The 22,843-nt window shown below is 36.1% G+C and carries 26 protein-coding genes; 3 read left to right on the top strand and 23 right to left on the bottom strand.

The window, feature by feature from the left end; all coding sequences use genetic code 11:
* Positions 1-37: 37 nt before the first annotated feature.
* Positions 38-901 carry a helix-turn-helix domain-containing protein gene (locus ACX9TM_RS08675; RefSeq protein ID WP_150475840.1) on the bottom strand — a complete coding sequence of 288 codons (864 nt, stop codon included), beginning with the start codon at positions 899-901 and terminating at the stop codon, positions 38-40.
* A 15-nt stretch (positions 902-916) separates the two neighbouring features.
* Positions 917-1,036: a DUF3961 domain-containing protein gene (locus ACX9TM_RS08670; protein WP_023521579.1), complete on the bottom strand. Its 120-nt coding sequence runs from the start codon at positions 1,034-1,036 to the stop codon at positions 917-919.
* A gap of 163 nt (positions 1,037-1,199) precedes the next feature.
* On the opposite strand from ACX9TM_RS08670, the gene ACX9TM_RS08665 reads away from it, so the two are divergent.
* Positions 1,200-1,436 (top strand): helix-turn-helix domain-containing protein, encoded by a 237-nt coding sequence (locus tag ACX9TM_RS08665; RefSeq protein WP_000673258.1) that lies wholly within the window; start codon positions 1,200-1,202, stop codon positions 1,434-1,436.
* 32 nt (positions 1,437-1,468) lie between these two features.
* Here ACX9TM_RS08665 and ACX9TM_RS08660 read toward each other — a convergent pair whose 3' ends face one another.
* The 4 genes from ACX9TM_RS08660 to ACX9TM_RS08645 form a co-directional block, all read right to left on the bottom strand.
* Complete coding sequence (locus ACX9TM_RS08660) at positions 1,469-2,086, bottom strand: replication-relaxation family protein (RefSeq protein ID WP_150475842.1); 618 nt, start codon at positions 2,084-2,086, stop codon at positions 1,469-1,471.
* Positions 2,028-3,209, bottom strand: coding sequence for an FtsK/SpoIIIE domain-containing protein (locus tag ACX9TM_RS08655; RefSeq protein ID WP_150475844.1), 1,182 nt, complete (start codon positions 3,207-3,209; stop codon positions 2,028-2,030). The genes ACX9TM_RS08660 and ACX9TM_RS08655 overlap by 59 nt, the downstream gene beginning before the upstream one ends.
* Before the next feature lie 117 nt (positions 3,210-3,326).
* On the bottom strand, positions 3,327-3,509 hold the full coding sequence (locus tag ACX9TM_RS08650; RefSeq protein ID WP_072192074.1) for a hypothetical protein: 183 nt from the start codon (positions 3,507-3,509) through the stop codon (positions 3,327-3,329).
* Between the two features lie 2 nt (positions 3,510-3,511).
* Positions 3,512-3,814 (bottom strand): hypothetical protein, encoded by a 303-nt coding sequence (locus ACX9TM_RS08645; protein WP_150475847.1) that lies wholly within the window; start codon positions 3,812-3,814, stop codon positions 3,512-3,514.
* A gap of 156 nt (positions 3,815-3,970) precedes the next feature.
* Between ACX9TM_RS08645 and ACX9TM_RS08640 the strand changes: the two genes are divergently transcribed.
* Together ACX9TM_RS08640 and ACX9TM_RS08635 are read left to right on the top strand one after the other, a co-directional pair.
* Complete coding sequence (locus ACX9TM_RS08640; protein WP_371410978.1) at positions 3,971-4,177, top strand: helix-turn-helix transcriptional regulator; 207 nt, start codon at positions 3,971-3,973, stop codon at positions 4,175-4,177.
* 90 nt (positions 4,178-4,267) lie between these two features.
* Positions 4,268-4,882 (top strand): hypothetical protein, encoded by a 615-nt coding sequence (locus tag ACX9TM_RS08635; protein WP_150475849.1) that lies wholly within the window; start codon positions 4,268-4,270, stop codon positions 4,880-4,882.
* Between the two features lie 64 nt (positions 4,883-4,946).
* Here the strand turns inward: ACX9TM_RS08635 and ACX9TM_RS08630 are convergent, their stop codons facing one another.
* The 17 genes from ACX9TM_RS08630 to ACX9TM_RS08550 form a co-directional block, all read right to left on the bottom strand.
* Complete coding sequence (locus tag ACX9TM_RS08630) at positions 4,947-6,011, bottom strand: N-acetylmuramoyl-L-alanine amidase (protein ID WP_150475851.1); 1,065 nt, start codon at positions 6,009-6,011, stop codon at positions 4,947-4,949.
* Complete coding sequence (locus ACX9TM_RS08625) at positions 6,008-6,247, bottom strand: holin (protein WP_098856097.1); 240 nt, start codon at positions 6,245-6,247, stop codon at positions 6,008-6,010. The genes ACX9TM_RS08630 and ACX9TM_RS08625 overlap by 4 nt, the downstream gene beginning before the upstream one ends.
* Positions 6,247-6,483, bottom strand: coding sequence for a hemolysin XhlA family protein (locus tag ACX9TM_RS08620; protein WP_150475853.1), 237 nt, complete (start codon positions 6,481-6,483; stop codon positions 6,247-6,249). Before ACX9TM_RS08620 ends, ACX9TM_RS08625 begins: the two co-directional genes overlap by 1 nt.
* A 71-nt stretch (positions 6,484-6,554) precedes the next feature.
* Positions 6,555-9,158: a BppU family phage baseplate upper protein gene (locus ACX9TM_RS08615; protein WP_150475856.1), complete on the bottom strand. Its 2,604-nt coding sequence runs from the start codon at positions 9,156-9,158 to the stop codon at positions 6,555-6,557.
* Between the two features lie 47 nt (positions 9,159-9,205).
* Entirely contained in the window at positions 9,206-10,327 is a 1,122-nt protein-coding gene (locus ACX9TM_RS08610; protein ID WP_150475858.1) for a siphovirus ReqiPepy6 Gp37-like family protein, read from the bottom strand.
* 16 nt (positions 10,328-10,343) lie between these two features.
* On the bottom strand, positions 10,344-11,195 hold the full coding sequence (locus ACX9TM_RS08605; protein ID WP_150475860.1) for a structural protein: 852 nt from the start codon (positions 11,193-11,195) through the stop codon (positions 10,344-10,346).
* Between the two features lie 27 nt (positions 11,196-11,222).
* Positions 11,223-12,095, bottom strand: a complete 873-nt coding sequence (locus ACX9TM_RS08600; protein ID WP_150475862.1) for a phage distal tail protein — start codon at positions 12,093-12,095, stop codon at positions 11,223-11,225.
* Positions 12,092-17,074, bottom strand: a complete 4,983-nt coding sequence (locus tag ACX9TM_RS08595) for a phage tail tape measure protein (RefSeq protein WP_150475864.1) — start codon at positions 17,072-17,074, stop codon at positions 12,092-12,094. The genes ACX9TM_RS08600 and ACX9TM_RS08595 overlap by 4 nt, the downstream gene beginning before the upstream one ends.
* A 164-nt stretch (positions 17,075-17,238) precedes the next feature.
* Positions 17,239-17,613, bottom strand: coding sequence for a phage tail assembly chaperone G (gene gpG, locus ACX9TM_RS08590; protein WP_150475866.1), 375 nt, complete (start codon positions 17,611-17,613; stop codon positions 17,239-17,241).
* Positions 17,614-17,671: 58 nt separating this feature from the next.
* Complete coding sequence (locus ACX9TM_RS08585; protein ID WP_150475869.1) at positions 17,672-18,238, bottom strand: major tail protein; 567 nt, start codon at positions 18,236-18,238, stop codon at positions 17,672-17,674.
* A 15-nt stretch (positions 18,239-18,253) separates the two neighbouring features.
* Complete coding sequence (gp17, locus tag ACX9TM_RS08580) at positions 18,254-18,616, bottom strand: tail completion protein gp17 (RefSeq protein WP_150475871.1); 363 nt, start codon at positions 18,614-18,616, stop codon at positions 18,254-18,256.
* A complete protein-coding gene (locus tag ACX9TM_RS08575) occupies positions 18,613-19,050 on the bottom strand; it encodes an HK97-gp10 family putative phage morphogenesis protein (RefSeq protein WP_150475874.1) in 438 nt (145 codons plus the stop codon). The genes gp17 and ACX9TM_RS08575 overlap by 4 nt, the downstream gene beginning before the upstream one ends.
* Positions 19,038-19,382 (bottom strand): phage head closure protein, encoded by a 345-nt coding sequence (locus ACX9TM_RS08570; RefSeq protein ID WP_150475876.1) that lies wholly within the window; start codon positions 19,380-19,382, stop codon positions 19,038-19,040. Before ACX9TM_RS08570 ends, ACX9TM_RS08575 begins: the two co-directional genes overlap by 13 nt.
* Positions 19,379-19,672, bottom strand: a complete 294-nt coding sequence (locus ACX9TM_RS08565; protein ID WP_150475878.1) for a head-tail connector protein — start codon at positions 19,670-19,672, stop codon at positions 19,379-19,381. Before ACX9TM_RS08565 ends, ACX9TM_RS08570 begins: the two co-directional genes overlap by 4 nt.
* Positions 19,673-19,712: 40 nt before the next feature.
* Positions 19,713-20,870, bottom strand: coding sequence for a phage major capsid protein (locus tag ACX9TM_RS08560; protein WP_150475880.1), 1,158 nt, complete (start codon positions 20,868-20,870; stop codon positions 19,713-19,715).
* Between the two features lie 37 nt (positions 20,871-20,907).
* Positions 20,908-21,600, bottom strand: coding sequence for a head maturation protease, ClpP-related (locus ACX9TM_RS08555; RefSeq protein ID WP_150475882.1), 693 nt, complete (start codon positions 21,598-21,600; stop codon positions 20,908-20,910).
* Entirely contained in the window at positions 21,581-22,831 is a 1,251-nt protein-coding gene (locus tag ACX9TM_RS08550) for a phage portal protein (protein WP_150475884.1), read from the bottom strand. The genes ACX9TM_RS08555 and ACX9TM_RS08550 overlap by 20 nt, the downstream gene beginning before the upstream one ends.
* Between the last annotated feature and the right edge of the window lie 12 nt (positions 22,832-22,843).

Below are 22,843 nucleotides of genomic sequence, written 5' to 3'. Positions count from 1 at the left end.
AATTATATACAAATTTTTCCCTGTGGGCAATTTCATATTATTCATTTAACCAATCGAACAATAACCCTCGACATTCTTCTCTTCTTTCGGCAACAAATTTACTTTCAAGAATCCTATAAAAATAACCTTCAAAAGTACTTCTAATTTTATTTGCTTTTTGTGCGAAAACAGTCTCTTTGAATGCTTGTATTGCTTGGCTTATCACTTGTTCGATAGGCTTGTCTATTTTTGAACGTTTATAAGCTATTAATACCCGATAATATAGCTTATAAATTTTATCTGCAGATTTGAAAAAAGGAGCAACCACATCTCTGAATTGGCTTGGTACATTTTCTGGTGTGAAGGTTTCATCTAAATCTTCCAATTTATTTTCATTGGATTCCCTTGCTGACGTTTCGTTTACGTTTAATTCGTTTTTTAATTCTTCTAGAGGATGTGATTCAGAAAGTTTAGTTTCCTTGTCCAATTTCACGTCGGAAACCTTTGATTCCGTAGGGGTTTCTCCATCTTGTCGCTGTGACATTTTCGGTAGGACATTCGGTGTGACATTATATTTTTTTAGAAGAACATAGACGTTATGTCCATTCCCCCCACGCAATTTTCCTTCTGTCCGAATTGTTTTATGTCTAGTTACTACTTCGCAATCCTCTAATATTTTCAGTACCCTCCGAACTGTTCGATCACTTATATTCAATGCTTTAGCAATTGTTCCTACCTTTAGGAAAGCTACACCTGGAATTTTACAAGAATGCCTTGCTAAAAATTTCAATACTTTTATTGCTGATTCTGATAATTCATGTGTATGTTTGTATAGAAAAGAGCGTATCACTTCATTCATCTCTTCTACTGATTGGAATGATTGTAGTTCTTTGTATTGTGTGTAATTTGCTGAACTAAGCATCTCCTTACCCCCTAATTATATAAGTACAATAATCATATTAATCACAATTAAAATCATAGAAACTGTGTAGAAACCATAAAACCATACAAGATCTGATTTGCTTTCTAAACCAAAATAATCATTTAATCTTTGCATGTTTGTTCCTCCTTTTGAGTTAAACTATAAAAGTTCAACTATTTAAGTTGAATTATAACTCTCTAAATATTCAACGTCAATAGTTGAACGAAAAAAGTTTTACTAATTTCGATTGATGTTGTAAAATGGGTACAAGATAATTAGTGCTGCGGAGGAGAATAAAATGAAATTCACACTCGGAAATTCTTTAGATGAATTGGGGATCACGAAAAATAAGTTGTCTACAGAATCCCAAGTAAGATACAACACAATTAGTGATTTGGTTAATGGCAACGCTAATGCTGTTCGTTTTGATTCACTTGAAGCTATCATTGACGCTTTGAATACCATTGCTGCAGAAAAAGGAATTAATAAAATTTACAAAATAGACGACGTAATACAATACATAAAAAAGAGCTAATCATTCGAAAATGATCAGCTCTTTTTTCATCATTAAGTAGCAGCGATTACATATACTTTTACAAACACATTATATTTATTTGCCAGTTGTTCTAACTTCTTTTCTCTGTATTTTGTGATTGTAAAGAAATGAATAACTGGCACTTTTCCGTTATGCTTCTGTTTATAAATCTGCGTTAACTCTTCATATTTTTTTAATTTCTCATCGTTTACTATCATTTTCTGAGTACGATCTATTTCTACAGCATGAAGTATTCCGTCCTCATCACGAAATTTCACATCTGGAATTATTTTTTTCTTTTTATTATCTTTTATATATTTAATTTCAGTTTCTACTTGCCAATCATCTGGACAAAATAAATATAGCCAAGCCTCATTACGTAAAATAGCGTGTGCAACTTTACCATGATGTACAACTTTACCTTCACCGAACAACTTATGTCCTAATTGGTTTAAATAATATACATGCTCTTTATTGTAAACTACCTTACTTGTATACGTAGATAAATCTTTCATGATTCGATTTGCATTTCTTATTCCGCCCATTTCATGAATACTCATTAAATGCCTTCTTGTTGCAAACTGTAGCTTTCTAATCGTCGCAAGTATCGTCATTTGACGGTTGATTTGCATATGTGTTTGCATTCTCATGTTTCTCCACCTCATATCCTTTTAAATGCTCCCACATCATCTCGTTACTAATGTAAGGCACTTGTATTTCTGTAAGTCTATCGGTTTTGAAAATTGCACGTCCGGGAATGCTTTTTATCGTTTCTAATCCTGTTTCATCTATAACAACACTTGAGGCCGTTTGAGTTGGTAATCTAAAGCCTAATTTCGCATCACTATTTTGTTTCACTTGGCGTGGTAATGTATCCCCCGTCGGATACTGTGTACAGAAAATCAATCTAAAGCCTAAGGCACCACCTATCCGTGCTATGTGGGATAGCATTTGTTGACACGCTCCCAATAATCTTTGTTGTTCTTTTTTCATACTTTTATCAGGACAAAGTTCGGCTCCTTCGTCTACTATAATGAAGTACCGCTTTTTGATATTTGTTTCTACAACGTTTGTATAATGTCTGTCTTTCATGTATTGCATTTTCTCTTCCATCTTCTCAAGAATGTCCTTTAATACCATAAAGGCTTCTACGGGCTTCTCAGCAATGGAAACTATTTGTTTCAAGTTCTTATACGGTCCAAACTCCAAACCGCCTTTTAAATCAATAATGTATAAATGAATATGTTCTGATTGCGCTAAAATAAGTGAAGTAACTACATTTTTTAGAAACACCGTCTTACCCATTCTGGTGAGACCACCTAGTGTCATATGTGGCGTTTTATCAAAATCATGATAGATAAGCTTTTCTAAACTTTGGCCCATTGGTACATGCCATTTTCCTTGTGTCACTAAATCAGTAGACCATGACCATTTCTTCGGTATATCCCTATGGAACACACGAATATTTAACTTGTAATTATCATAATCAATTCGGACAGGTTTACTTAGCCCTTCAGAGACAACATCCTCGACCTTCTGAATAATTTTACTCGGCATTCCTACAGGCAACCGATATATATAAGTTGTACTTCGATCATCCTCTTTTTGTTCGAGAAAAACTGGATACTGTAATCTGTCCTCTCTACGTATCGCAATTCCGCTTACTTCGAAAAAAACTTGTATTTTCTTTCGATCACTCTCTCTTCCTTTGAGCCCCCCGCCAAATATGGTGAGAATTAAACCTGCGAATGGTACTGATAACAATTCCAACATAAAATCACTCCTTATATCCCTCTTATAGAGGGTATATATCCCTGTTTCAAGGAATACGTGCATACAAGCTAAACTCCTTATGACATAAGGAATAAAAGGTTTCCACATCGTATTCCCTCATAGAAATAAAACGAGAACATAACGTAGAAGGTATAGAAACGAGCCTGTAAGTGTTGTGTACAAGGTGACACGTGGAAGCCAAACTGGAACACTCCCTCCCATTTTTTCAGCTATTTTCATAGCGACTACAGATAATCCTGTTGCAGTCCAAATAACTACCGCTTCTCCTGCGAGTGTCATACCTATTCCTCCTCTTCTTTTTCACGGAATATAATACCTTTTCTCGTAAGGACCGCTTCATAACAGTCCATTAAAGTTTCCCAATTTAAAATGTCTTCTTCCTCACCGTATAGATCCTCTTCGATAACCTGGGATAAACTGAAATATCTTTTATACTCCTTGTTATTAAACACTTCATGATTTTTCATGTGATTCATAATTGATTCCGTTTCTGATTGTGATTTGGATTCGTTATACATTTGACGTAACTCTTTTGAAGGATGTAGATATGGAGTTGTATTTAAGTGGTTATACTGCCAACGCATGTAATCCTCTCCCCTCTTGATGTCCCTAGTTCCACTTGGTATTCCTCGTGGTCTTGATATAGGTATATGAACTAGAAGGAGGGATTTTGCCTGTCCTTTAGAATTTTATTTTTAAAGGTATGTTCAAAAATGTGTTGAACTCTATACAAAAATGAGGTGATATGTTTGCGATGTAAACTAAGAGGTATTTTAGATGAAAACGGTATAAAGTATAGTTTTTTTGCAGAAAAAGTAAATATTCAACGATCTACAATGAGCTTAATACTAAATGAAAAAAGCATACCAACATTACCAGTTGCGATTCGAATAGCAAAAGCTCTTAATATGCATGTCGAAGATATTTGGATTGAAGATGATAAATAAAGAGCATAAGACTAATTACGACAAACAAAAAAATAGTAACCTGTTATGCTGATAACGAAATCTTACATAATTAGTCATGGAGGGTACATTATGAATAAGAAGATCATAATAGGCATGTTATCTTTGTTAGTGATTATAACAATTGTTAGTATCAACATTGTAAAATTAAACGCGGAGAAAAAAGAAGCGGCGGTATTAGAAGCTCAAAAGAAAAGGGATGACAAGTATATAAATGCAGCTACCGAATTCTATATAAGCGCTGAAGCGTTTGAATATGTTTCGGCAAATCAACTTTCCACATACTCAAAATCATGGTCGAACGCTATTAACAATCGAACAGACTTTTCTCTTGCTGTTAATACAGAAATAAAAAACTCAGCAACGATCATTACGGGAATTACCGAAATGTATAATGGCATGGGAGAAAATTTGAAGGTTATTTCAAAAGCAGCAAATGAAAATCCTAAAAAATATAAGGAAACTTATGAGGAGTATAAAGAAGTTTACGGGATTATAACTGCTCTAAATGAACAAGTTAAATCACCTAGTGGTAGTTTGTTAAAGTTTAACGAAAACACTAATACTTTGTTACAAGATTATAAAAAAGTAAAAGGAAATATCGATATAGCTATTCCTAATGAGGTAAAAAAAGAAATTGAAAAGAGGAAAAGAGAAAATCAAGCTGGTCCATCTAATAAATTATAACAATAAGAAAAGAGCCGTCAAATGACAGCTCTTTTTATTGCTATAACTATTCTTTTGTAAAAAATCATTTCACATACACATAGGCTTCATTTGCTGTAATATAGTATGTTTTGCCTTTGCTATTGTGTACCTTATATTGCGGTGATCCATTAACGCTTACTTTTGCATCAATTGTAAATCCAAATCCTGTATCCACAGAACCAGCTACATTTTTATCTTGCCAAGATGGAACGTCATAAAATCGTAAGTTATTAACTTTAGAAACAACGCGCTTACCTACAATAGAGGAATCTACTATACTTTTCTTACTAAACTTCACATAAGTTGGATCATTTTTAATCCATTGTTCCCCGCCAAGGTTTAACCAACCATCCTTTTCGCCCCACACAATATAAGCTTCTGGTTTGTTCAACTGACGAATCGTAGAATAACTTGTATCTGGTCCTTTACGTAAATTAACGTTATATCCTTCGATATAGGCGATTCCATCCGTTACTGCTGTTGGAACCTCTGCTGGTTTAGATGGCTTCTCAGGAACAGAAACATCCACATTAGAGTTATTGTATGCCCGTTGTACATCAGCACGAAATTGAGCTTCTGATACACCGTGGCTGCGCAAGTAATCTAATGGATCTTCATGGTCCGTACCACCAAGATGATGCGTTACATCACTATGCGTCCATAATCCTTTTTCTACTGATAATCCACGGTCACGTAAAATTTTAGCTAGTAACTTCACATATTTGTCATAACTACGTTTAAATTTCTCATAATCCTTCGTTTCGCATAATTCAACATGTACAAATCGTTTGTTTGCTCCCGGCCCTGCGCCATAAGCAATGTATTTCGTATCAGCAATTTGGATTGTTTCGTCCCAATCTACCGCATAATGAACGAATGCTGAACGCCATGTACGAGACTCATATTTTTGAATGTTAATAGCTGGAGCTTCTGGAGTTGCTGTAGAATGTGCTACAACGCCCTCATAAGCACCTACACCGTTACGGTATGGTTGTTTCGGTAAATCAGGAATAATAAGTATTCTATCAGCAAAAGCGCTTGTTGCAAAAGAAACAGCAAGTACTAAAATCATAAGAGACGAAGTAATATGTTTCATTGTCTTTTTCATTTAACATCAACATCCTTTTTTATAATTTTTGTGTGGTCGAATAATCCACTTGCTGACAGTCCAATGATGATTCCTTGAAATACATTTGTTTTGATATCTCCGTCCAAAAATAAAACGCCTAGCACAATACCAAGCGTTAAATTCAATAGCGGAACATATTTTGTTTGCAATCCAATCGTTTTAATAATCTGCGATAGGCCAACTACAATTCCAATTATTACAGCTAAACTAACCACTACATACCACCTCCTTTCAATAAAAGGGTGAGAATGCCCCCAACGATTCCACCAACAATTAGACGTAATATCCAAGTTGTATTTGCACTTATCTTATCTAGCTGTTTGTTGATATTGATAATGTCTTTTTCGTTACCCGTTGTTCGCATCTCCAAACTTCTAATTTCTAATCGAATATCCTTAATATCTTGCTTGATTTCTTGAACATCGCTTCTTACCTCTTGTAAACCTTCCACCTCAATCACCCCATTTCAAAATAAAAAGAGAAGCGAAATCGCTCCTCTTTCTTATAAAAGTCATATTTTATTTACGTTTGTTTTTCTAAATGTAATGCCCCTAAATCATCTACAACTAATTTCCACAAAGATCCATCTGGACTTTTCATAACTATACTTTTACTTGCATCACCAAAAATAAAATTTCCATAAACCGTGTTATCTGATTCTGTATTCACAAACGTTTTAGGATAATCGTCGCCACTCGTAGCGAATATGCGATTGATTCTTATAAACTTATTATCATTGTTTGTACCATAGATAGTAATTTTAAGCTTGTATGTAGCTGCTGATCTTGCAGCCACATGAACCACTGCTGCTGTATTTCCAGTCACATTAGCAATCTGTGTATACTCGCCATTTAATGTAGTTACTCTTTCAACTTTTATGTTTTTTGGTGTTTCTCCCCAAGCAAATGAAAGACCGATTGACTCTACATATGACAATGGATTTGAGCTACAATCTATCTCTATGATAATTGGAGCCTCTTGTGTTGGATCAGACCAGCGACAAGACTGTTCCCTTCTCATACTGAACATTCCCCACATATTTCCGCTCGTTCTAGTTGCCCCTAATGAGGACACTTTATACCGTTTATCCGCCGACAACAATATATCATCTTGATCTCCCACAATCCTCTTATCATTTGGTAACAATGGTGGCATGTTTATATCGTTTGTTTCTTTAATATAATCCGTATAAGGAAGATATGCTTTTCCACCATCTTTAGCACTTGTTAGCATTACCCTCGATATCCCAATCCGCTTATTTGATAGGTTACTTCCCCAACATTTAATTCTAATCTTTGTACACTTATCTACCGCTGCCCATGGTGCTGAAACTGCTATTTCTTGAGAACGATTATTTTTTGTCCAATGGACACCAATCCATTGTTTACTCAAATCATCATACATTTCCATTTCGTAATTTTGTGGTTGACTTCCCCAACTTGACATAACTTGTAAAAATGACGCATACCAAATTGGATCGGTCGCTGTATCAATTTCAATTACAATTGGATTCTCATAAGTAGCGTTCGTACCATCAAATGTAATTCCTGATTCTGTGTCAAATGTAAGAATATCCGCTAACTCACCTGAAACAAGTGGGTGTGTTGAAACTTTTGTTACCTTGTATCCACGTTTATGGCCATTTACAATATAATCATCTTGGTTCCCTAAAAAGTTAGGTCTGCTCGGTAAACTAATCGGCATTGCATTGGTTCTTTTATCTGCTACATAGTTGTTTGGGCTGGGAAAACTGTTTAAGTATCCATTATCAATCCATGCTTCTGTAATTTCAGCGGCCATTGGACTGACAATCTGATTGAATCTTGAAGACTTAGAAAACTCATATGCTGCTTCTGTAGGTTTTAATTTATGAATATCCCAACCAAAAATATCAAAACGATTTGTACCACCTTCACAATAAATCAAACGTTTTGTTCCTGCTTCAGCTTGAAATTGCACTTGGTCAAATAGATTTCCGCCAACATCTCTTGGAACCTTTGAATCTCCTTCTAAATACAAACCGTATTCAAAATTCATAAGCGTAATTTGATGGAAGAAGTTCGCATTCACCCAAGCCATATCGGCCTCTTTTGTTATCTTTGGATCAACACGTAAATGAATACCTTTTTGCATATTTGTAATCGTAATGTTATTGCACTTCACATTATCAATATAGGACATTGGTGTTGTGGCTTCCATTAGGATTCCTGTACCTGTCCAACCTGCTGTAGCTCGTTTCCCAAGGATATTAATATCTTTCAACATATGCGTTTGCTCGTAAAATTGAAAGATATCAGACGCGTTTAAATATATCCCTGCCTTTGTAAATGGTATTTTCATCATCCTTAAATCAATAGTTACCCCTTCCACATACGCTTCAGGTTTCAATTGGATAACATTCACATCCGCTAACGGAACTAATACCGCGTTCGGTGCAAATACCATTTTCACTTTAGGCGGCACTACAAGTGTTTTCGAAATACCATATACACCATCCGGCACGTAAACTGTTTTTATCTTATCGGTATTTGCAAACATCTTTTCAAATGCTCCTATGTCATTAGAGCCGTCACCCTTTGCACCAAAACTGGATAAATCTAATCCCCGTTGATCTACCCTTTCTTGAATTTGCACAACTTGTTGCTGTGCCTGTTGTAATGCCGGAATGTCTACTTTATCAAGTTCTTCAACTAACTTCATTCCTTTATCGATAATTCCTAATTGATTTTTTGATTCGAAATTCTCATCTGCTAAAAAAGATTGTCTTACTTTAAAACTAAAAGGATACGAACTTCCTCTTTGTTTTATTCCATTCTCTTCTCGCTCAATTGAAATTTCACCAAATACTTCTCCCGACTTTGCTAAGGTTTGGGTAACCAACATTAAACTGATTTTACCATTCAATTTATCAATTACTTTCACTTCTTCTTGTTGGAGCACTGTAGTTCGATCTGGTTTTTTAAAAGCTACAATAATGATATCTGTATCTTTTAATACAAAGGGCTTTCCATCCTCTACAACACGAATAATGAGTTCAGAAGTATTTAAACTATTTTGCGAAAACTCAATATTATAGGACTCATTAGGTTTCCGGATATCTACAATTATTTCATATGAATTTTTCAAGTTGCACACTCCTTTCTATAGAAAAAAGACCTGTTTACATACAGGCCTTAATTTCGGATGATGTTTTTAATTTGAGAAAGTTCTCTTTGGAGTAACTTGGTGATATCCATACGTTTCGTGCCAAATGTTACTTTCAAATCCTTCTTATTGGTAGCGGATATTTCTTCCACATTAGTAACCCTAGCATCCATTGATACCCCAATCTTTTCATCTTCACATGTTACGATATCCCCTATTGTCCAATCCTTTTCATATTCCATTCCTGGTTTCTCCGTTATAACACATGCAAACTCAACAATTTCATTGTATTCACTCTCTAGCTTTTGTCGCCCACGATCTGAAAGCATTTGATAAATTTCCGATTCAGGTTTATCTTTTTTATCTTCTGTTTGATTACTTACATCCCTAGCATCAATAAACACTTCTTTTCTTGCTAAACCTTTAGCTTGCTCTGTCGAAACCTCTACAATCCTTCTCTCTTCTCCCTCACCTTGTCCACCAACGTATGCTGTATTTTTATAATTTGATGTATCTTTTACAAATTCACGTTCCAGAACATTTTCTAAAGCAATGGAGAAAATGACAGGTGGATATGTCTGTTGATGCCTTGTTAAGTTTCTCCCAGCAAAAACATCGAAAACAAATTGTCTAGTGGTTTCATCTAGATATACATCCCATCCTAACTCAGAAGCTAAAGATATTTCTTTTAGCTGTTCTGCAAGATTTTTCAAGCGACTTTCAACTTGTATATATCCTCCTCTTTTTTGATTTACCTTTATAACAAGATTCGGAATTAATCGATTTGAATCTGTTGGATATACTGCATGCCTATCCACATAATGTTTCATAACCGTTTCTGCATCTGCATAACGTCTATCATGGGTTGTATTTGGCGGCGGAGTAATGATTCGGTTACCCAAAATCTTTTTTAATTGAAATCCTTTTACCGTTCTTTTATCATTTTTATCTATAGAATAATTTGTAATAATTCCTACACGCTTTTCATCTATTAAAATAAAGTTATCATCAAAAAGACTTATTGCATATTTGGCATCGTTGGAGACTTGTAATTCGAAGGTGCCAACATCTTCCCATGAGCGTCCAAAACTAAGGGATTCATAATCGCTAATTTCGCCAATTTTTTGTAGATCTGGAGTATAGATAATCAATTCTCTTTCCCCTTTCTTATAGATGCGCATATTTTGTCGCATACGAAATTGTAGAAATATCTACCTCTCGATTTGTTGGTACACTTTTACATATCAATTGTCCATCTGACCACATAACAACATGACCAACCCCAAATCCTCCATTATAGTCAATTGTAGTAACAGGTCTATATTGCGGTTCCAGTGGAGCTAGATCACTTGGGATTTGTAAAATAACCATTCCATTGTTTGTGTATCCACTCATAACTGCCCCTCGAAAATGAATGACTCCAAAATCATCTAAGAAGTACGAAACCATCCCGTCTTTCCTCGCTGGTGTCCAGCCATTCCTAAAACCAGGAACCTCCCAATTGCGCTGTTTTTTCTTTGCATATAGCCCTGTTTGTCCCTGTAAATCACAAAAAGTACGCTCATCAGTGATTTGCGTACCATCAATAAATGATTTTCCTTTTATAATTCGAACTTGGGCAATAGGCAACTCATATATAATACCTCCATTGTTCATATTGTCTTGTTGTAATGCTGGAGGTACTGGAAGTGCTGCTACCGCTCCTTTTTTTACAATAAGATTAATACTTCTAGTTGCAAGGTTTAACTGTAAAACAATCCGATCTATACGGTCTAACGTATCATGTGCTGGGTCATGTACTAAAATACGTAACTCCTCAAGGATATACCCTCTCCCATATATCACCGCACATCCTGAGTTCACAGAAGTTTTCATACCATCGGATATAGAATTTATATTCATATTATGCAAATATCCTTTTACAACTCCAGTCCCGAAAAACATATCAAATAATTGAGCAAAATCTTGCGAATTATATAATTTATCTTCGCCATCAAAGAAAAAAGAACGCTCTGCCATGATACGTTCTCACCCCTTTCTTTTATTTTATATCCCTGTATATCTTTCCCTAAAACGAATACTAACCGTAGCGCTCTCCCTTCCTGCATTTGCACTATAATCTAATATATTTAGACCAACCTGTAATCTAAATTCATTCAACCTCACTCCCGGAGCAATCCAGTTGTATGCATTTCTCCTCGTTCCATCTATACCTACAAGTTCAACGGTATTTTGACCATATGCTGTATTGATTTCAAGACGTTCTCCTGCAAGAATATCTCGATTGATTTGTACAGATTTCATCGTTGTAAGATTTGTGATTTTTGGATTTGTACACGGGCCAAAAATATCTATTTTAACAGGCGTTTCCTCATCACCATTATTGATTACCCTTTTCTTTTCACCTTTATATCCAAATTGTACTGTTGGTCTAAATGAAAAAGGGAAGCTGAATTTTGGTGTCCATGATAATAAAGGTACTTCTATATCGCTTTCATTTTTCCAATATGGATCTGAGGTAGTAATATGGAATAATCCTTGTTGTAAAATCAAAAATTGTTCATCTTCTACTCTGTATTTCGGTAGGTTTTCAATAATGATTGTATTTTGAAATGTACCATGTGGCATTTGTACAGTTATTGTAAATGGTCCTGCTTTAGGATTTAATACTCGATTTAACTTTCTGCGCAACTCAAACAACTCTCTTGAATTTGAAGCTTCTATATAAAATTCAAGGGGATATTGCATCCCCTTCATTGTGACCGATCTAGGAGTAAAACCATCTTGCATATATCCTTGAGTTTGAACAATTTCAGCCTCACTTCCTGAAAGGTCAATCGAAGTGAGGACATATGGTGGCAATGGTCCGAATTCAATTTTTTCTAGTCTTTGATTTTCAATTATTACTCGCTTACTCATGATGTCCCTCCCCATGTGAAAGCAACTTCATTTAGAACTCTTTGCTGTTGTCTCATTACTTCAGAAGTATCTTGATTATAAAAATGATTTACAATTTGTGCGGGCTGCCTCGTTTGTTTATCCGGATTATCGTTGTCTGGTCTATACTGGATTACATTAGGATTATCTGATAGAACTTCTCTCCATTTGGACAGTTTCCCAACGTCATATACCGACAACCCTTCAAAACGTTCCATTTGGCGACCGATTTCTCTTACCATGTCACGCATACTTTCTGGAATGTGTGTAATCCAATCGTTTTGCCAATCTCCATCTATAAAAATTGCATTGAAGTATTTTGTTAGCGGATCATCTCCTTGCAAGCTGAAAATTTCCTCAGGCCGAATAGATCGGATGCCATCCATAGCGCCTTCTACTGTGGTTTGCAAAGCATCACGCACTACAGAATATTGACTTTTAATCCCCGTAGCAAGACCTTGCGCCATACGGACCCCTGCAAAGGTCATTCTATTATTGTCGCTATTCAACTGAAGTTCATTTACAAGTGCTTTATTTGCTTTCAGTCCAAGTAAACGACTTTCTTTTTCAGCCATAGGAGCCGATTTTTGAATCCCTACCGCAAAACCTTCACCAAACGGCATACCACCTTGATCTCTTGTAAGTCTAGATGGTGAGTTTACGTTTAATGTGGCTTTTAAAGCTTCGAATGCTGCGTTAGCCAAAGAAGCTGCTCTCGCTCTAACTTGGCCAAAAGCACCATCCATACCATACGCAAAGCCTTGTGCAAAAGAAAGCCCCACTGAGTTTGCAATAATGGAACCAAGTCCACTTAAGCCACCACCTGCAACATTTGCACCACTTCCCTGCGCTGCTCCACGCTTAGAACCTAAATCATTGGCAAATTTATTACCAGCCTTATCTCCACCGCCACCATCTGTTGCATTTCCTAAAGTGCTCTCTACTCCAGATTTCACATTATTTGCTGCACCAACAACATTTCCTCTATTCCCATTTATCAAACGTTGCATAATTAACGTCGAAGAAGCTCCGCCATTTCCATCAGTAGTTGAACCTAGCGTATTTTCAACATTTTGTTTTACTCCTGCGGCGGCTCCATTTACACTTCCTTGATTATTTGCAATAGCACTCCGCATCATGGAAGTGGAATTATTACCACCATTATTGTCCGTTGTACTTCCTAGTTGTTGCTCTACACCTTGTTTAATTCCACTCGCTTCTCCAACAATACTAGGTTTATTTTGAGCCATGAATTGTCTCATCAATAATGTAGACGTCGCTCCGCCATTTCCATCTGTGGTAGAGCCAAGTGTTTGCTCTACACCTAGCTTAACTTCGCTTGCGGCTTGAACAGGTTGACCACCATTTTGACGGATTCCATCTGCTGTTGTTTGCGAGATATTTGCACCTTGTTGTGTTGTATCAACGTTTGTTTTTGCTACAACCATTTGTCTGATTACTTCAAGCGCCTGATCGATACTGAATTGGCCTGTCTGTAATCCTTTTACAAGTGAAGAAATAGTTACTTCACCATTCGGACCAAGATTATATTTTGTTTTGTCTTCGATGCTAACCCCAAGCTTTTGCAATACATCTTGTACACTAAGGAATCCCGTTTCCATTCCTGTTTTTAAAGTGGCCATTATTTTTGTACCATCTTGGGATAAATCTTTTGCCGTTAACTTAGATAAATGTTGCTGAAAAAAAATAAACACAGCGTCTATACCGACTGTGCCTTCTTTCAAACCATTTACAAATTGTGTTGATGTCATTTTACCAAGTGGTCCTAAATCAACTTCTAAGTTCTTTTTGAGATCCAGATTTAATTTTGTAGCAATATCAGATACGTTCATTTGTTTTAAACCATCTGCAAATGTTGTCATAACCTTAATACCTTCTGCTGTTAATGGTTTATTCCCCATTTCAATGCGCATGGTATTAATAAGAGCAACCGCTACATCCTGAACCTTATATTTACCCGTTTTTATACCCTCAACAAATTCTTCGACCTTTACTACGCCTTTTTCCCCTAAATTAACAGCCTTTGTACCATCTTCTAAGGCGTAAGCGATATCACTACCAACTTGTACAGCCTTTTCTCGAGTTGATTGAAATAAGCTATCATAAACAGTATTAGAATTCGCAATTAAAGCCTCACCATATCTTTTTACTTCTTCAGCACTTTTTTGACGTAATTCAGACTCTTTTGCTGATCGTTCTTGGAGTCTTCTAAAGAGATTATCATTCTTACTCTCAATCATTTCTGAATTCTTAACGTATTCGCCAAAACTTCTACCTTGAATGGTGATTTTTTCTTGCTCAGCCTTTGTAATACCCGTTGTTAAGTCCATTTCAATTCCTTTAGACTTTAACACTTCTTGAGCTTGTTGGAGCTGTTGTTTATACCCTTCCGTTATGAGGATAGATTGCTCAGAGTATTTCTTATTAATTTGAGCAATTGCAACTTCTTGACCCTTGGTATCAGCTATTTTACTTTTCGCGAATTCTATTTCTTTTTGTCTCGCTTTATCTAAGTCATTATATAAACTTGTATATTGTTTTCCTAAATCTTTTACTTTTCCTTGTATCGTTTCAACAGACGTATTCTTGTTGAAATTATCCATTGCTTTCGCGATTTTTTGGATCTCATCTACACTTTTAGATGCTGATTTTCCAACTTCGCTATCGATAGATTTCAAAGCCGCTAGAAATACAGACTTATCAGCTGCACTCATCTTATATATCTGTCCATTATATTGTGTAAGTAGGCTTTGAATTTTCTCATTCGCTTTGATAACTGCTTCTTCTTGCGCTTTAAATACTTCCATTTGATCATTAAGAATTTTATCTTTTGCTCTTAATACAGCTGAATCTGTTTCACCCGAAAACCAACTATCTAAATGAGCCTGAAGCTTGCCTTTATCTTTATTTATTGCTTGAATAGCTTCATCCGCTAACTTACCGAATTCATCATGTGCTCGCTGAACAGCTTCTTTCGCTTTATCTCCAGTAAGCACCGGGATTTCATCTAATGTTTTAAAAGCTTTTTCTTTTAAATTTACGTATCCTTCGAGTGCTTTTTTTGTACCTTCACTTACACCCTCACCATATTTACGGCTATCTTCTTCTGCTTGTTTTGCTTTTTTACCTGCTTCAGCAAAAGCAAATCCTAGTGCTCCTAATCCAATTACAACCCCACCAATCGTCGCAACAATTGGGTTCGCTATAATTGCTCCTATAGCAAAAGAAAGCATTCCAAGAGCACTTACTACCCCTAATACTACCGGGGCTAATAATAATGATGTACCATATACTTTTTTCGTACTATCATCTAATCCATTGAACCAATCTGCTACACCTTTAATTGATTCTTTTAGTTCAGGTATGGCTTGTTTAGCGATATCTAAAATCACCTTGCCAAGTGGTTCTAATGCAATTTGTAATTCACGGGTGACGGATTTCCATTGTTTTGCACTTGTATCATAACCGTCAACCATTTTATTCATTGCACCACTATAATCGCCTAACCCTGTTTCCATGTTATTTAGTGATAACATAGTAGTAGCTTCGAGATCTTCCCATTTTGTTCCAAAAAGTGAAACTCCAAGTTGGTTAACTTTAATTTGATCGTCACTTGTCTTAAGTTCATTTAATACAGCATTGAAAACATCTTTTACTGTACCTTTCCCTTTTAAAAACTCTTTCCATACTTTTTGTGTACCTTCTGACATTTGTCCCATAGCATCTGAAGTAGATTTTGAACCATCCTTCACACGGATTTGGAATTCCTTCATTACATCGTTCACATAGTCGAGATTATATGCACCGTTTTTACTACCATTAATAAGGATTGTGAACATTTCTTCAGCACTAAATCCCATTTCATTAAATAACGGCCCATACTCACTTAAATTATCAAACAACTCATTAGAATAGTTTAAACCCTTTGCGGAACCTTGTGCTAATAAATCAAAAGCTTGTTGACCCGACAAACCAAATCGTCCCATTAATTGAGCTGCACCACGAGTTACCTCATTTACATCCGACTCCATTGTTTCGGCTAAAATCTCACTATCACGAGTCACTTGTTTTAATGTTTCATCATCATTTATATCTTTAATATTGCGCTTTACTTTAACTAAAGAATCGCTGACACTAGCTAAATCTTCACCATAGCCTTCACGCCATACTTTTCTTGCTACAGCACTAACTTTTAAGCTTTCTTCCCTTGTTAATCCTAAACCAGCCTGAACCTTCTTGTTTGCCTCTTCAAATTGACCCGCATTTACTACTAAAGCTCCAACTCCTGCCGCTACACCAACTGCCGCTGCACCAAATCCTTGACTAATTCTAGTGCCAGTCTCCTGCATACTATTTCCGACTTCATTCATACGTTCTCGTACTCTTCCAGAAACGTTACTTAGTTGCTCCATTCTTTCTTCTGTATCACCTAATTCATTACGAAAACGATGTAACGCTGCTGAAGCGTTATTAAAGGCTGTATCATTTCGAGAAACTTGTGCAGTTAATCGCTGTAAAGCTTGTGTACCTTGCTTATATTCTTGCTGTAATTGATTATATTGAGCTTGTAAGTCTTTTGTTTCTTGGGCATTTTTCCCGTATGCCTGAGTGCTTTGCTGTATCTCTTGTTCTAATTGTTGCATAGATGTAGCTAACTGCTCACATTTTTGGCGCATCTCTTGTTGTTTTTGTTGCGAAGTCCTCAAAGCTTGCTCATAATGCTTCATTTTTTGCGTTTGCGCTTCAATCTTTTGATTTAGATGGTTTGACTTATTTTGCAATTGATCCATCTCAGAACCAACGCCACGTAACTGTTCTGAAGTGTTTCGAAATTCAGCATCTATTCTTTTCAAACTTCTATTAATACCTGCAATTCCATTTTCAAATTGATCTGTATCCAAACGGACACGACCACCTATTGTATTATCTCCTAGTGCCATTTAAATTCTCACCTACCTTTATAACCATGCTGGAGCTTGATTAGCTGATGTCACGCGATTTGCTTTTTGTTTTCTAGCCATACAGGTAAAGTAAAACGCAATATCCATCTCATTGATTTGATTTTGTGTCATTCCTGCATCCATAAGGACGTTATATATATCAATTACGATGTCCTCGTATTTGAACGTTTTCTTTTCGGCTTCATCTCTAGTTGTTTCATCAACTTTTTTTTCGCATCTTCTACCGTTTCCATTACTTTTATTGCCTCATTTAAACGGCCCATAATTGTTAAACAAATGGAATGTATTGTTAAACTTAAAAACCATACATGTGTACCATCAACAAACTCTTGAGCCGTAAATTGATCTCCATATATACGAGCTATAAAATTAGCTGCTCTCTCAATTGTTTCTTTTGGGACAAGATCCGCTTGTAATTCATCTGCAAATTTAGATGCTTCAAAAGTGGCTGAACCCGGAATAAACTGTGGTAAATGATAATCTTTTTGTCCCTCTGCATTTTGCAATGTAATTTTCATTCGATTTTCCTCCTAAATTAAAATAGGGATAGCATCAGCTACCCCTTCAATTATTATTTTAAGCTGCTGTTGGTGGCGTTGGTACGGCCTTGAACCAGTTCGCTGCAACAGTTGGATCAAAACCAATTTCCTCTTCATCTAAACGATGTCTCCAGTTGCCATCAGAACGTTGAATTGCTTTCCCTTTAATTTTCGCACTTTGGAATGTCGGTTTGTCTTCTGCCGTTTTGTGCTCATCACTTGGAAGCTCAAACTTCATTTTGTAATAGCATACATATAGATTTTTTCCGTTGTCGTAAGGTAAACGATATAGTAATGCTACATAGGGTGGTACATCACTTGTATTATCAACAACTTGACCTTTTACAACCTTTTTACCCAACAACTCCGCGTACACGGATAAAGGTAATGTATCTACTTCTAACTCAATTTCTGTTCCACCAAAAGCACTCGCTGTTGCTGCTGGTCCACCTTCAGCATAAAAAGTTACTGATTCTGCTTTAGGTGCTGCTTTACCACTAACTGTTTTACCAATTCGTTTTGGTGTAGTGTAAGTAAATTTACCATCTGCTGTTTCTGTTAAAATCGCGTAATGTAAATCTCTAAAATCGATTGTCATTGCCATAGTCCTTTTTCCCCCTTAGTTCATGATTTCCGTTACAAAACGAAAACCATACCTATAAATTTTTGTATCCATTTCATAATCTGGATAGGTGCTTAAACGCTGAAAAGACAGCTTTTTCATAGCTGCCTGAACTGCTGTTTTTAGTTGTGTTTTAATCGGTGACATTGACCATATATCCACTTGATACATAACATTTGAGGTTGTTTCCTCATTCTCCGCATAGGATCCTGGAGATGTACTTAGTTCAGAAAATGTAATCCATATAGGTGTATTGTCATTACCTTTTACAAACTGATATATGAACTCTCCACCTAACTCAGAGGTAATAACCGCATCTTTACGCAATACATCGAACACATCTTTATTGAGATTTCTCATCGTCCTGTAACCCTACGCATAAATTCCCGTTCCATTGCTTTCAACACCTCTTTTTCACTCTGAACTAATGTTTTTTCTGCAAATCCTTTATGAGGTGGATTGGGATTTTTGCTCGTTCCCCAGTTTTGGAACTTCATGTAGAAGTGGGCGGAACGATCTGCTTTGTCCCATCCAATATCTATAACATAAGCACCATTCTTTTTCACAATTTTTCCTTCTTCGATAGCATCTCTAGCATGTCTCCCATCCCACCAAGGTTGTTTAGGTGTTGGCTTATTTGGTTCTGGACCAACTGGAGAGTTAAACTCTAACTTCTGTTTAAATACTCCTGCACCCGCTTTTAATGCTTCTTTTGTGATTTTAGGTACGTCTTGACCTAAATTCTCTAATTCGCGAATCCATTCTTCTATTCCAAAGACCTCTAACTCTGCCAATTGGATCGCTCCTCACAGATTAAGCACAAATCTATGTGCTTCTCATCAATATCGATTGCTGATTTAATTTCAAACAGTTTCCCTCGATATCGTACCCGCATATCAGAATGAACACCTTTCCGATATGGAATCGTAAAGTTTATTAATTTAATGACAAACTCTGCATTTCCTTTGAATATTTCAGAATTGAATCCTGAACCTCCCGGTGTTTCAGCTTTTGCCCACGCTTTAGAAAAGACTACCCAACCTGCCGGGAGTGCGTTTCCTTCCTCGTCTTTTCTTTCCGTTTTATGCTCAATCACAATTCTTTTGTCCCTTTTCCCCGGATTCATACGGTTTCCTCACTTAATTGGAGTTGTAACACCATACTATTAATGGTATAACGTACTTTTTCACCTGCTTGACCTGAAAAATCACGATTATCATACCAATTCGTGACTAAAACCAAAGCAATTTTCTGCGCTTGCTTTCTGTTTTCTTCAGTGGCATTGTAATGTTTACCAACTGCTTTTTTCACATAAATCTCAGCATTATCGATTAAAAGATTCAAAATATCGTCTTCTTCTGTATCTTCTTCTTCTAATCTCAGCCACTTTTTAGTTAATTTTATATCTAACAACATAAAACCCCTCCTATTAAGAGGGGAAAAGCCCCTCTACCTATTAAGCAAACGTAATTTCACCAACAACGATTGCTTTTTTATCAACAGATTTAACATCTAAACGTTCACGCACTTTCATACCCACTAAATCTTTACCCCAAAGATCTAGTGCTTCCTCTGAAAACTCAATATAAAGTGCTTCTCTATCAAAGATAGTAATAGCCTCTTTAAAATCACCAAAATAAAGCGGTGCAGTTTTCTTCACTGTATCTGTTTTTAATGTTTTATTACTTACAACGATGATTGGATACTTACCAAACAATAACTTTTGTGTAGGCATTGTTGGATTTGGCTGAAGAATATACTTACCCTCGCTATCCTTCAATTTATCAAGAAAATTAAAGGCATCTTGGTTCATAAGTGCCTTCGATGTTGTTTCAAAAGCCGGATCAAGTTTCACGTTAAAAATATCTTTTAAATCGTCTACTGTTTTAACCGGAACTTTTGTAGTGCCAAAGTTATCGGCTATCGCCTTTAAAATTAAAGCATTACGAGTTGCTTTTGATTTTTTACTTGTCCATTTCTTAATGTAAGCTTGAATATTTTCTGCTGTATCAGCAAGTAATTCTTTAGAAAATTTCAAGATTCCGCCTTTTTTCTTTACGGCATACTGAATATCCTCGAATTTCGGTGCTTCCATTAATGGGAAGTCAGCTGCTTCATCTACGTTATCGAACGGAACATAATCGGCCTCTACTTCGATAACACGAGATCCTGTCAATGTAGAAACAGACTCGACATTCACATAATTTTCAAGTGCCTCAGGACCATTACGACGTAGTTCTTTAATTGCTGTACGAATATCTTTTGGTACAGTTAAGCCGCCATCTGCTGGAATCCCTTCTGTCATAGTAGTAGCATTCAATACTTCTTTTTCATCATCAGACAGTCTATGTTTTCCTACGGCCGCTTTCATTGCGTTAACAAATGCATCATTAGGTTGTACTGTATTTGCTGCTGGTTGAGGAATCGGATCATTTGGAATATTATTCGCTTCTTCTTCATACAAAGCTGAAGCAATATCGAACTCCTTTTGTAAATCCTTGATTTCATTTGTAAGTTGTTCTGCTTCTTCCAGCTTTTTTTGAGCTAAAAGTTCTCGTGCTGCTGCTTTCTTATTCTGAATCTTAGCTAACAATTCTCTTAATTCTTTTGGCATTTTGCTTCCTCCTTAAAATTGAGCAATAAAAAAAGAGTTAGATTAACTCTAGCTCCCTCATCAATTTATTAATTTTTTCTTGTTCATTATTTTGTGGTGGATTTCTCCTTGGTTCTTTAAAAGCTTTTGGTGTATTCTTGTACTCATTAAAAAGATTACTAGTACATGCCACCGCTGTATTTTCTGCTGCTACTTCAATATTAAAATACTCACTAGCTTTCAGGCCATTTAACCATGTCTCATTTTGTACCATGTCTCGTATTACTTCGATATCTACGCCTTCTTTTAGGTTATCTTTATAAACATTGATAATCCCTTCCTCAATTGCGTCTAAATCATCAGCCATCTTTCTAAAATCATTTGCATTCCCATACGTACCGTTCCATGGCTTATGAATCATTAGGTATGCATTAGATGGAACTATCAACTTATCACCTGCAAACGCAATGACTGAAGCAATTGAACCCCCAAGTCCATCAATATGAACCGTTTTGTAACCCTCATGACGTTTAATCATATTGTAGATTGCCATCCCTGCAAAAACTGATCCGCCGCCACTGTTAATATAGATATTTAAGTTTTTTCCTTTAACGGTATCAAGGATACTTCTTACATTCTCAGGATATTGATCTTCATCCTCCCAAGCACCCCACCAAGAAGAGACAATGTCACCATAAAAATAAAGGGATGGCGTATCTTCAGCCTGATTTTTAATCTGTAGCCAATCCATTTTCCTCACCTCCTTTCCCCACAATAGTTAATGGAACATAGTTTCCATTGCACATTAATTCATCACCACCATCTTTACGGGGCAAATCTATAAATTCTCGCGCTTCATTTGGCGTATAAATTGCATTATTCACACCTTTTGACAAGCCTTCCATTTGTATCGCAAAATCAGCACGTAAAATGCCATTCACATTGAATTTACAGCAATACCCACTTTGAAATTCATCGGTAAGAAGAAGTTTATAACTCATTTCTTCCTCATAATGTTTCAAAATATATAAAAGGGTATCTACGTAAAATGAACGCTGCTGCGTTTCAACATTTGCATAGTTACCCTTGTCATAGTTATTCACTTGTGCTGGCTTAATTCCAAATGCTCCGGCAACCTGAAGCGCCGTATACTTATTAATTTCTAAGAATTGAGCATCAGCCATATTCACATTTAATGGAGTAAGCTGAAAACCAATTGGTAATGGTACGATTCTTCCTGCATTACCTAATCCATTACTAAACTCTTCTATTTTCGAAGCCATTCTTTTACCTGCTCCATTATCTAAATCGCCTGTATATTGAACAACTGCTTTCCCCATCAACCCATTTTCAAAGTAATTCTTTAAATATTGCGCACCACTTTGAATATTTTCAATGGACACCTTCAAAATATCTTTAACAGCCAATCCAGAAATGCCATCTAATGACAGTGAAGTTTTGAAATGCATGATTTGATCGTATCTAAATCTATACTGTTTACCAGATTTATTGTCCCCCCAGATATACCAAATTGCGTTTTCTTTTTGAAATATTCCCGCGTTATCGATCCAAATTTGCACTTGTTCACTTGGAAGAATCCACAGGTCTTTTACTTGAACTTTATCAGTGTTGATATATACATATGCATTACCATGATGATTTTTATTCGCCTCAACTGTAGACCAGAATGTACTTGAAGTCATATAGGGATTCGGCCTCATTTTTAAAAGTGTATATAGATTGTGATCTGTCGCTTTTTCAAGCCCTTTATTTGTGTCCTTATACAATTTAAGAGGTAACTTACCGACGCTTTCAGATAAAAGCCTTAGACAAGTGAAATATGTAATTTCACTTAGTTTGTCTTTGCTAATGCTACCAATATCTATACCTAACATTTTTAAAAATTCTAATGAATCTAATGACACTGCATTCTTCATTTCATTTTTATTGGTATTTTTAAACTTACCTAACCACTTCCACATATAAACACCCCC

Source organism: Bacillus sp. LH1, from assembly GCF_057924895.1.
Note: the sequence above shows the minus strand (reverse complement) of the source record. Positions and strands in the feature narration are given on the sequence as shown.

Coding starts and splice junctions, on each gene's coding strand:
- ACX9TM_RS08675 (WP_150475840.1), bottom strand. CDS start 901: ATGCTTAGTTCAGCAAATTACACACAATACAAAGAACTACAATCATTC.
- ACX9TM_RS08670 (WP_023521579.1), bottom strand. CDS start 1,036: ATGCAAAGATTAAATGATTATTTTGGTTTAGAAAGCAAATCAGATCTT.
- ACX9TM_RS08665 (WP_000673258.1), top strand. CDS start 1,200: ATGAAATTCACACTCGGAAATTCTTTAGATGAATTGGGGATCACGAAA.
- ACX9TM_RS08660 (WP_150475842.1), bottom strand. CDS start 2,086: ATGAGAATGCAAACACATATGCAAATCAACCGTCAAATGACGATACTT.
- ACX9TM_RS08655 (WP_150475844.1), bottom strand. CDS start 3,209: ATGTTGGAATTGTTATCAGTACCATTCGCAGGTTTAATTCTCACCATA.
- ACX9TM_RS08650 (WP_072192074.1), bottom strand. CDS start 3,509: ATGACACTCGCAGGAGAAGCGGTAGTTATTTGGACTGCAACAGGATTA.
- ACX9TM_RS08645 (WP_150475847.1), bottom strand. CDS start 3,814: ATGCGTTGGCAGTATAACCACTTAAATACAACTCCATATCTACATCCT.
- ACX9TM_RS08635 (WP_150475849.1), top strand. CDS start 4,268: ATGAATAAGAAGATCATAATAGGCATGTTATCTTTGTTAGTGATTATA.
- ACX9TM_RS08630 (WP_150475851.1), bottom strand. CDS start 6,011: ATGAAAAAGACAATGAAACATATTACTTCGTCTCTTATGATTTTAGTA.
- ACX9TM_RS08605 (WP_150475860.1), bottom strand. CDS start 11,195: ATGGCAGAGCGTTCTTTTTTCTTTGATGGCGAAGATAAATTATATAAT.
- ACX9TM_RS08600 (WP_150475862.1), bottom strand. CDS start 12,095: ATGAGTAAGCGAGTAATAATTGAAAATCAAAGACTAGAAAAAATTGAA.
- ACX9TM_RS08595 (WP_150475864.1), bottom strand. CDS start 17,074: ATGGCACTAGGAGATAATACAATAGGTGGTCGTGTCCGTTTGGATACA.
- gpG (WP_150475866.1), bottom strand. CDS start 17,613: ATGAAAATTACATTGCAAAATGCAGAGGGACAAAAAGATTATCATTTA.
- ACX9TM_RS08585 (WP_150475869.1), bottom strand. CDS start 18,238: ATGGCAATGACAATCGATTTTAGAGATTTACATTACGCGATTTTAACA.
- gp17 (WP_150475871.1), bottom strand. CDS start 18,616: ATGAGAAATCTCAATAAAGATGTGTTCGATGTATTGCGTAAAGATGCG.
- ACX9TM_RS08570 (WP_150475876.1), bottom strand. CDS start 19,382: ATGAATCCGGGGAAAAGGGACAAAAGAATTGTGATTGAGCATAAAACG.
- ACX9TM_RS08565 (WP_150475878.1), bottom strand. CDS start 19,672: ATGTTGTTAGATATAAAATTAACTAAAAAGTGGCTGAGATTAGAAGAA.
- ACX9TM_RS08560 (WP_150475880.1), bottom strand. CDS start 20,870: ATGCCAAAAGAATTAAGAGAATTGTTAGCTAAGATTCAGAATAAGAAA.
- ACX9TM_RS08555 (WP_150475882.1), bottom strand. CDS start 21,600: ATGGATTGGCTACAGATTAAAAATCAGGCTGAAGATACGCCATCCCTT.
- ACX9TM_RS08550 (WP_150475884.1), bottom strand. CDS start 22,831: ATGTGGAAGTGGTTAGGTAAGTTTAAAAATACCAATAAAAATGAAATG.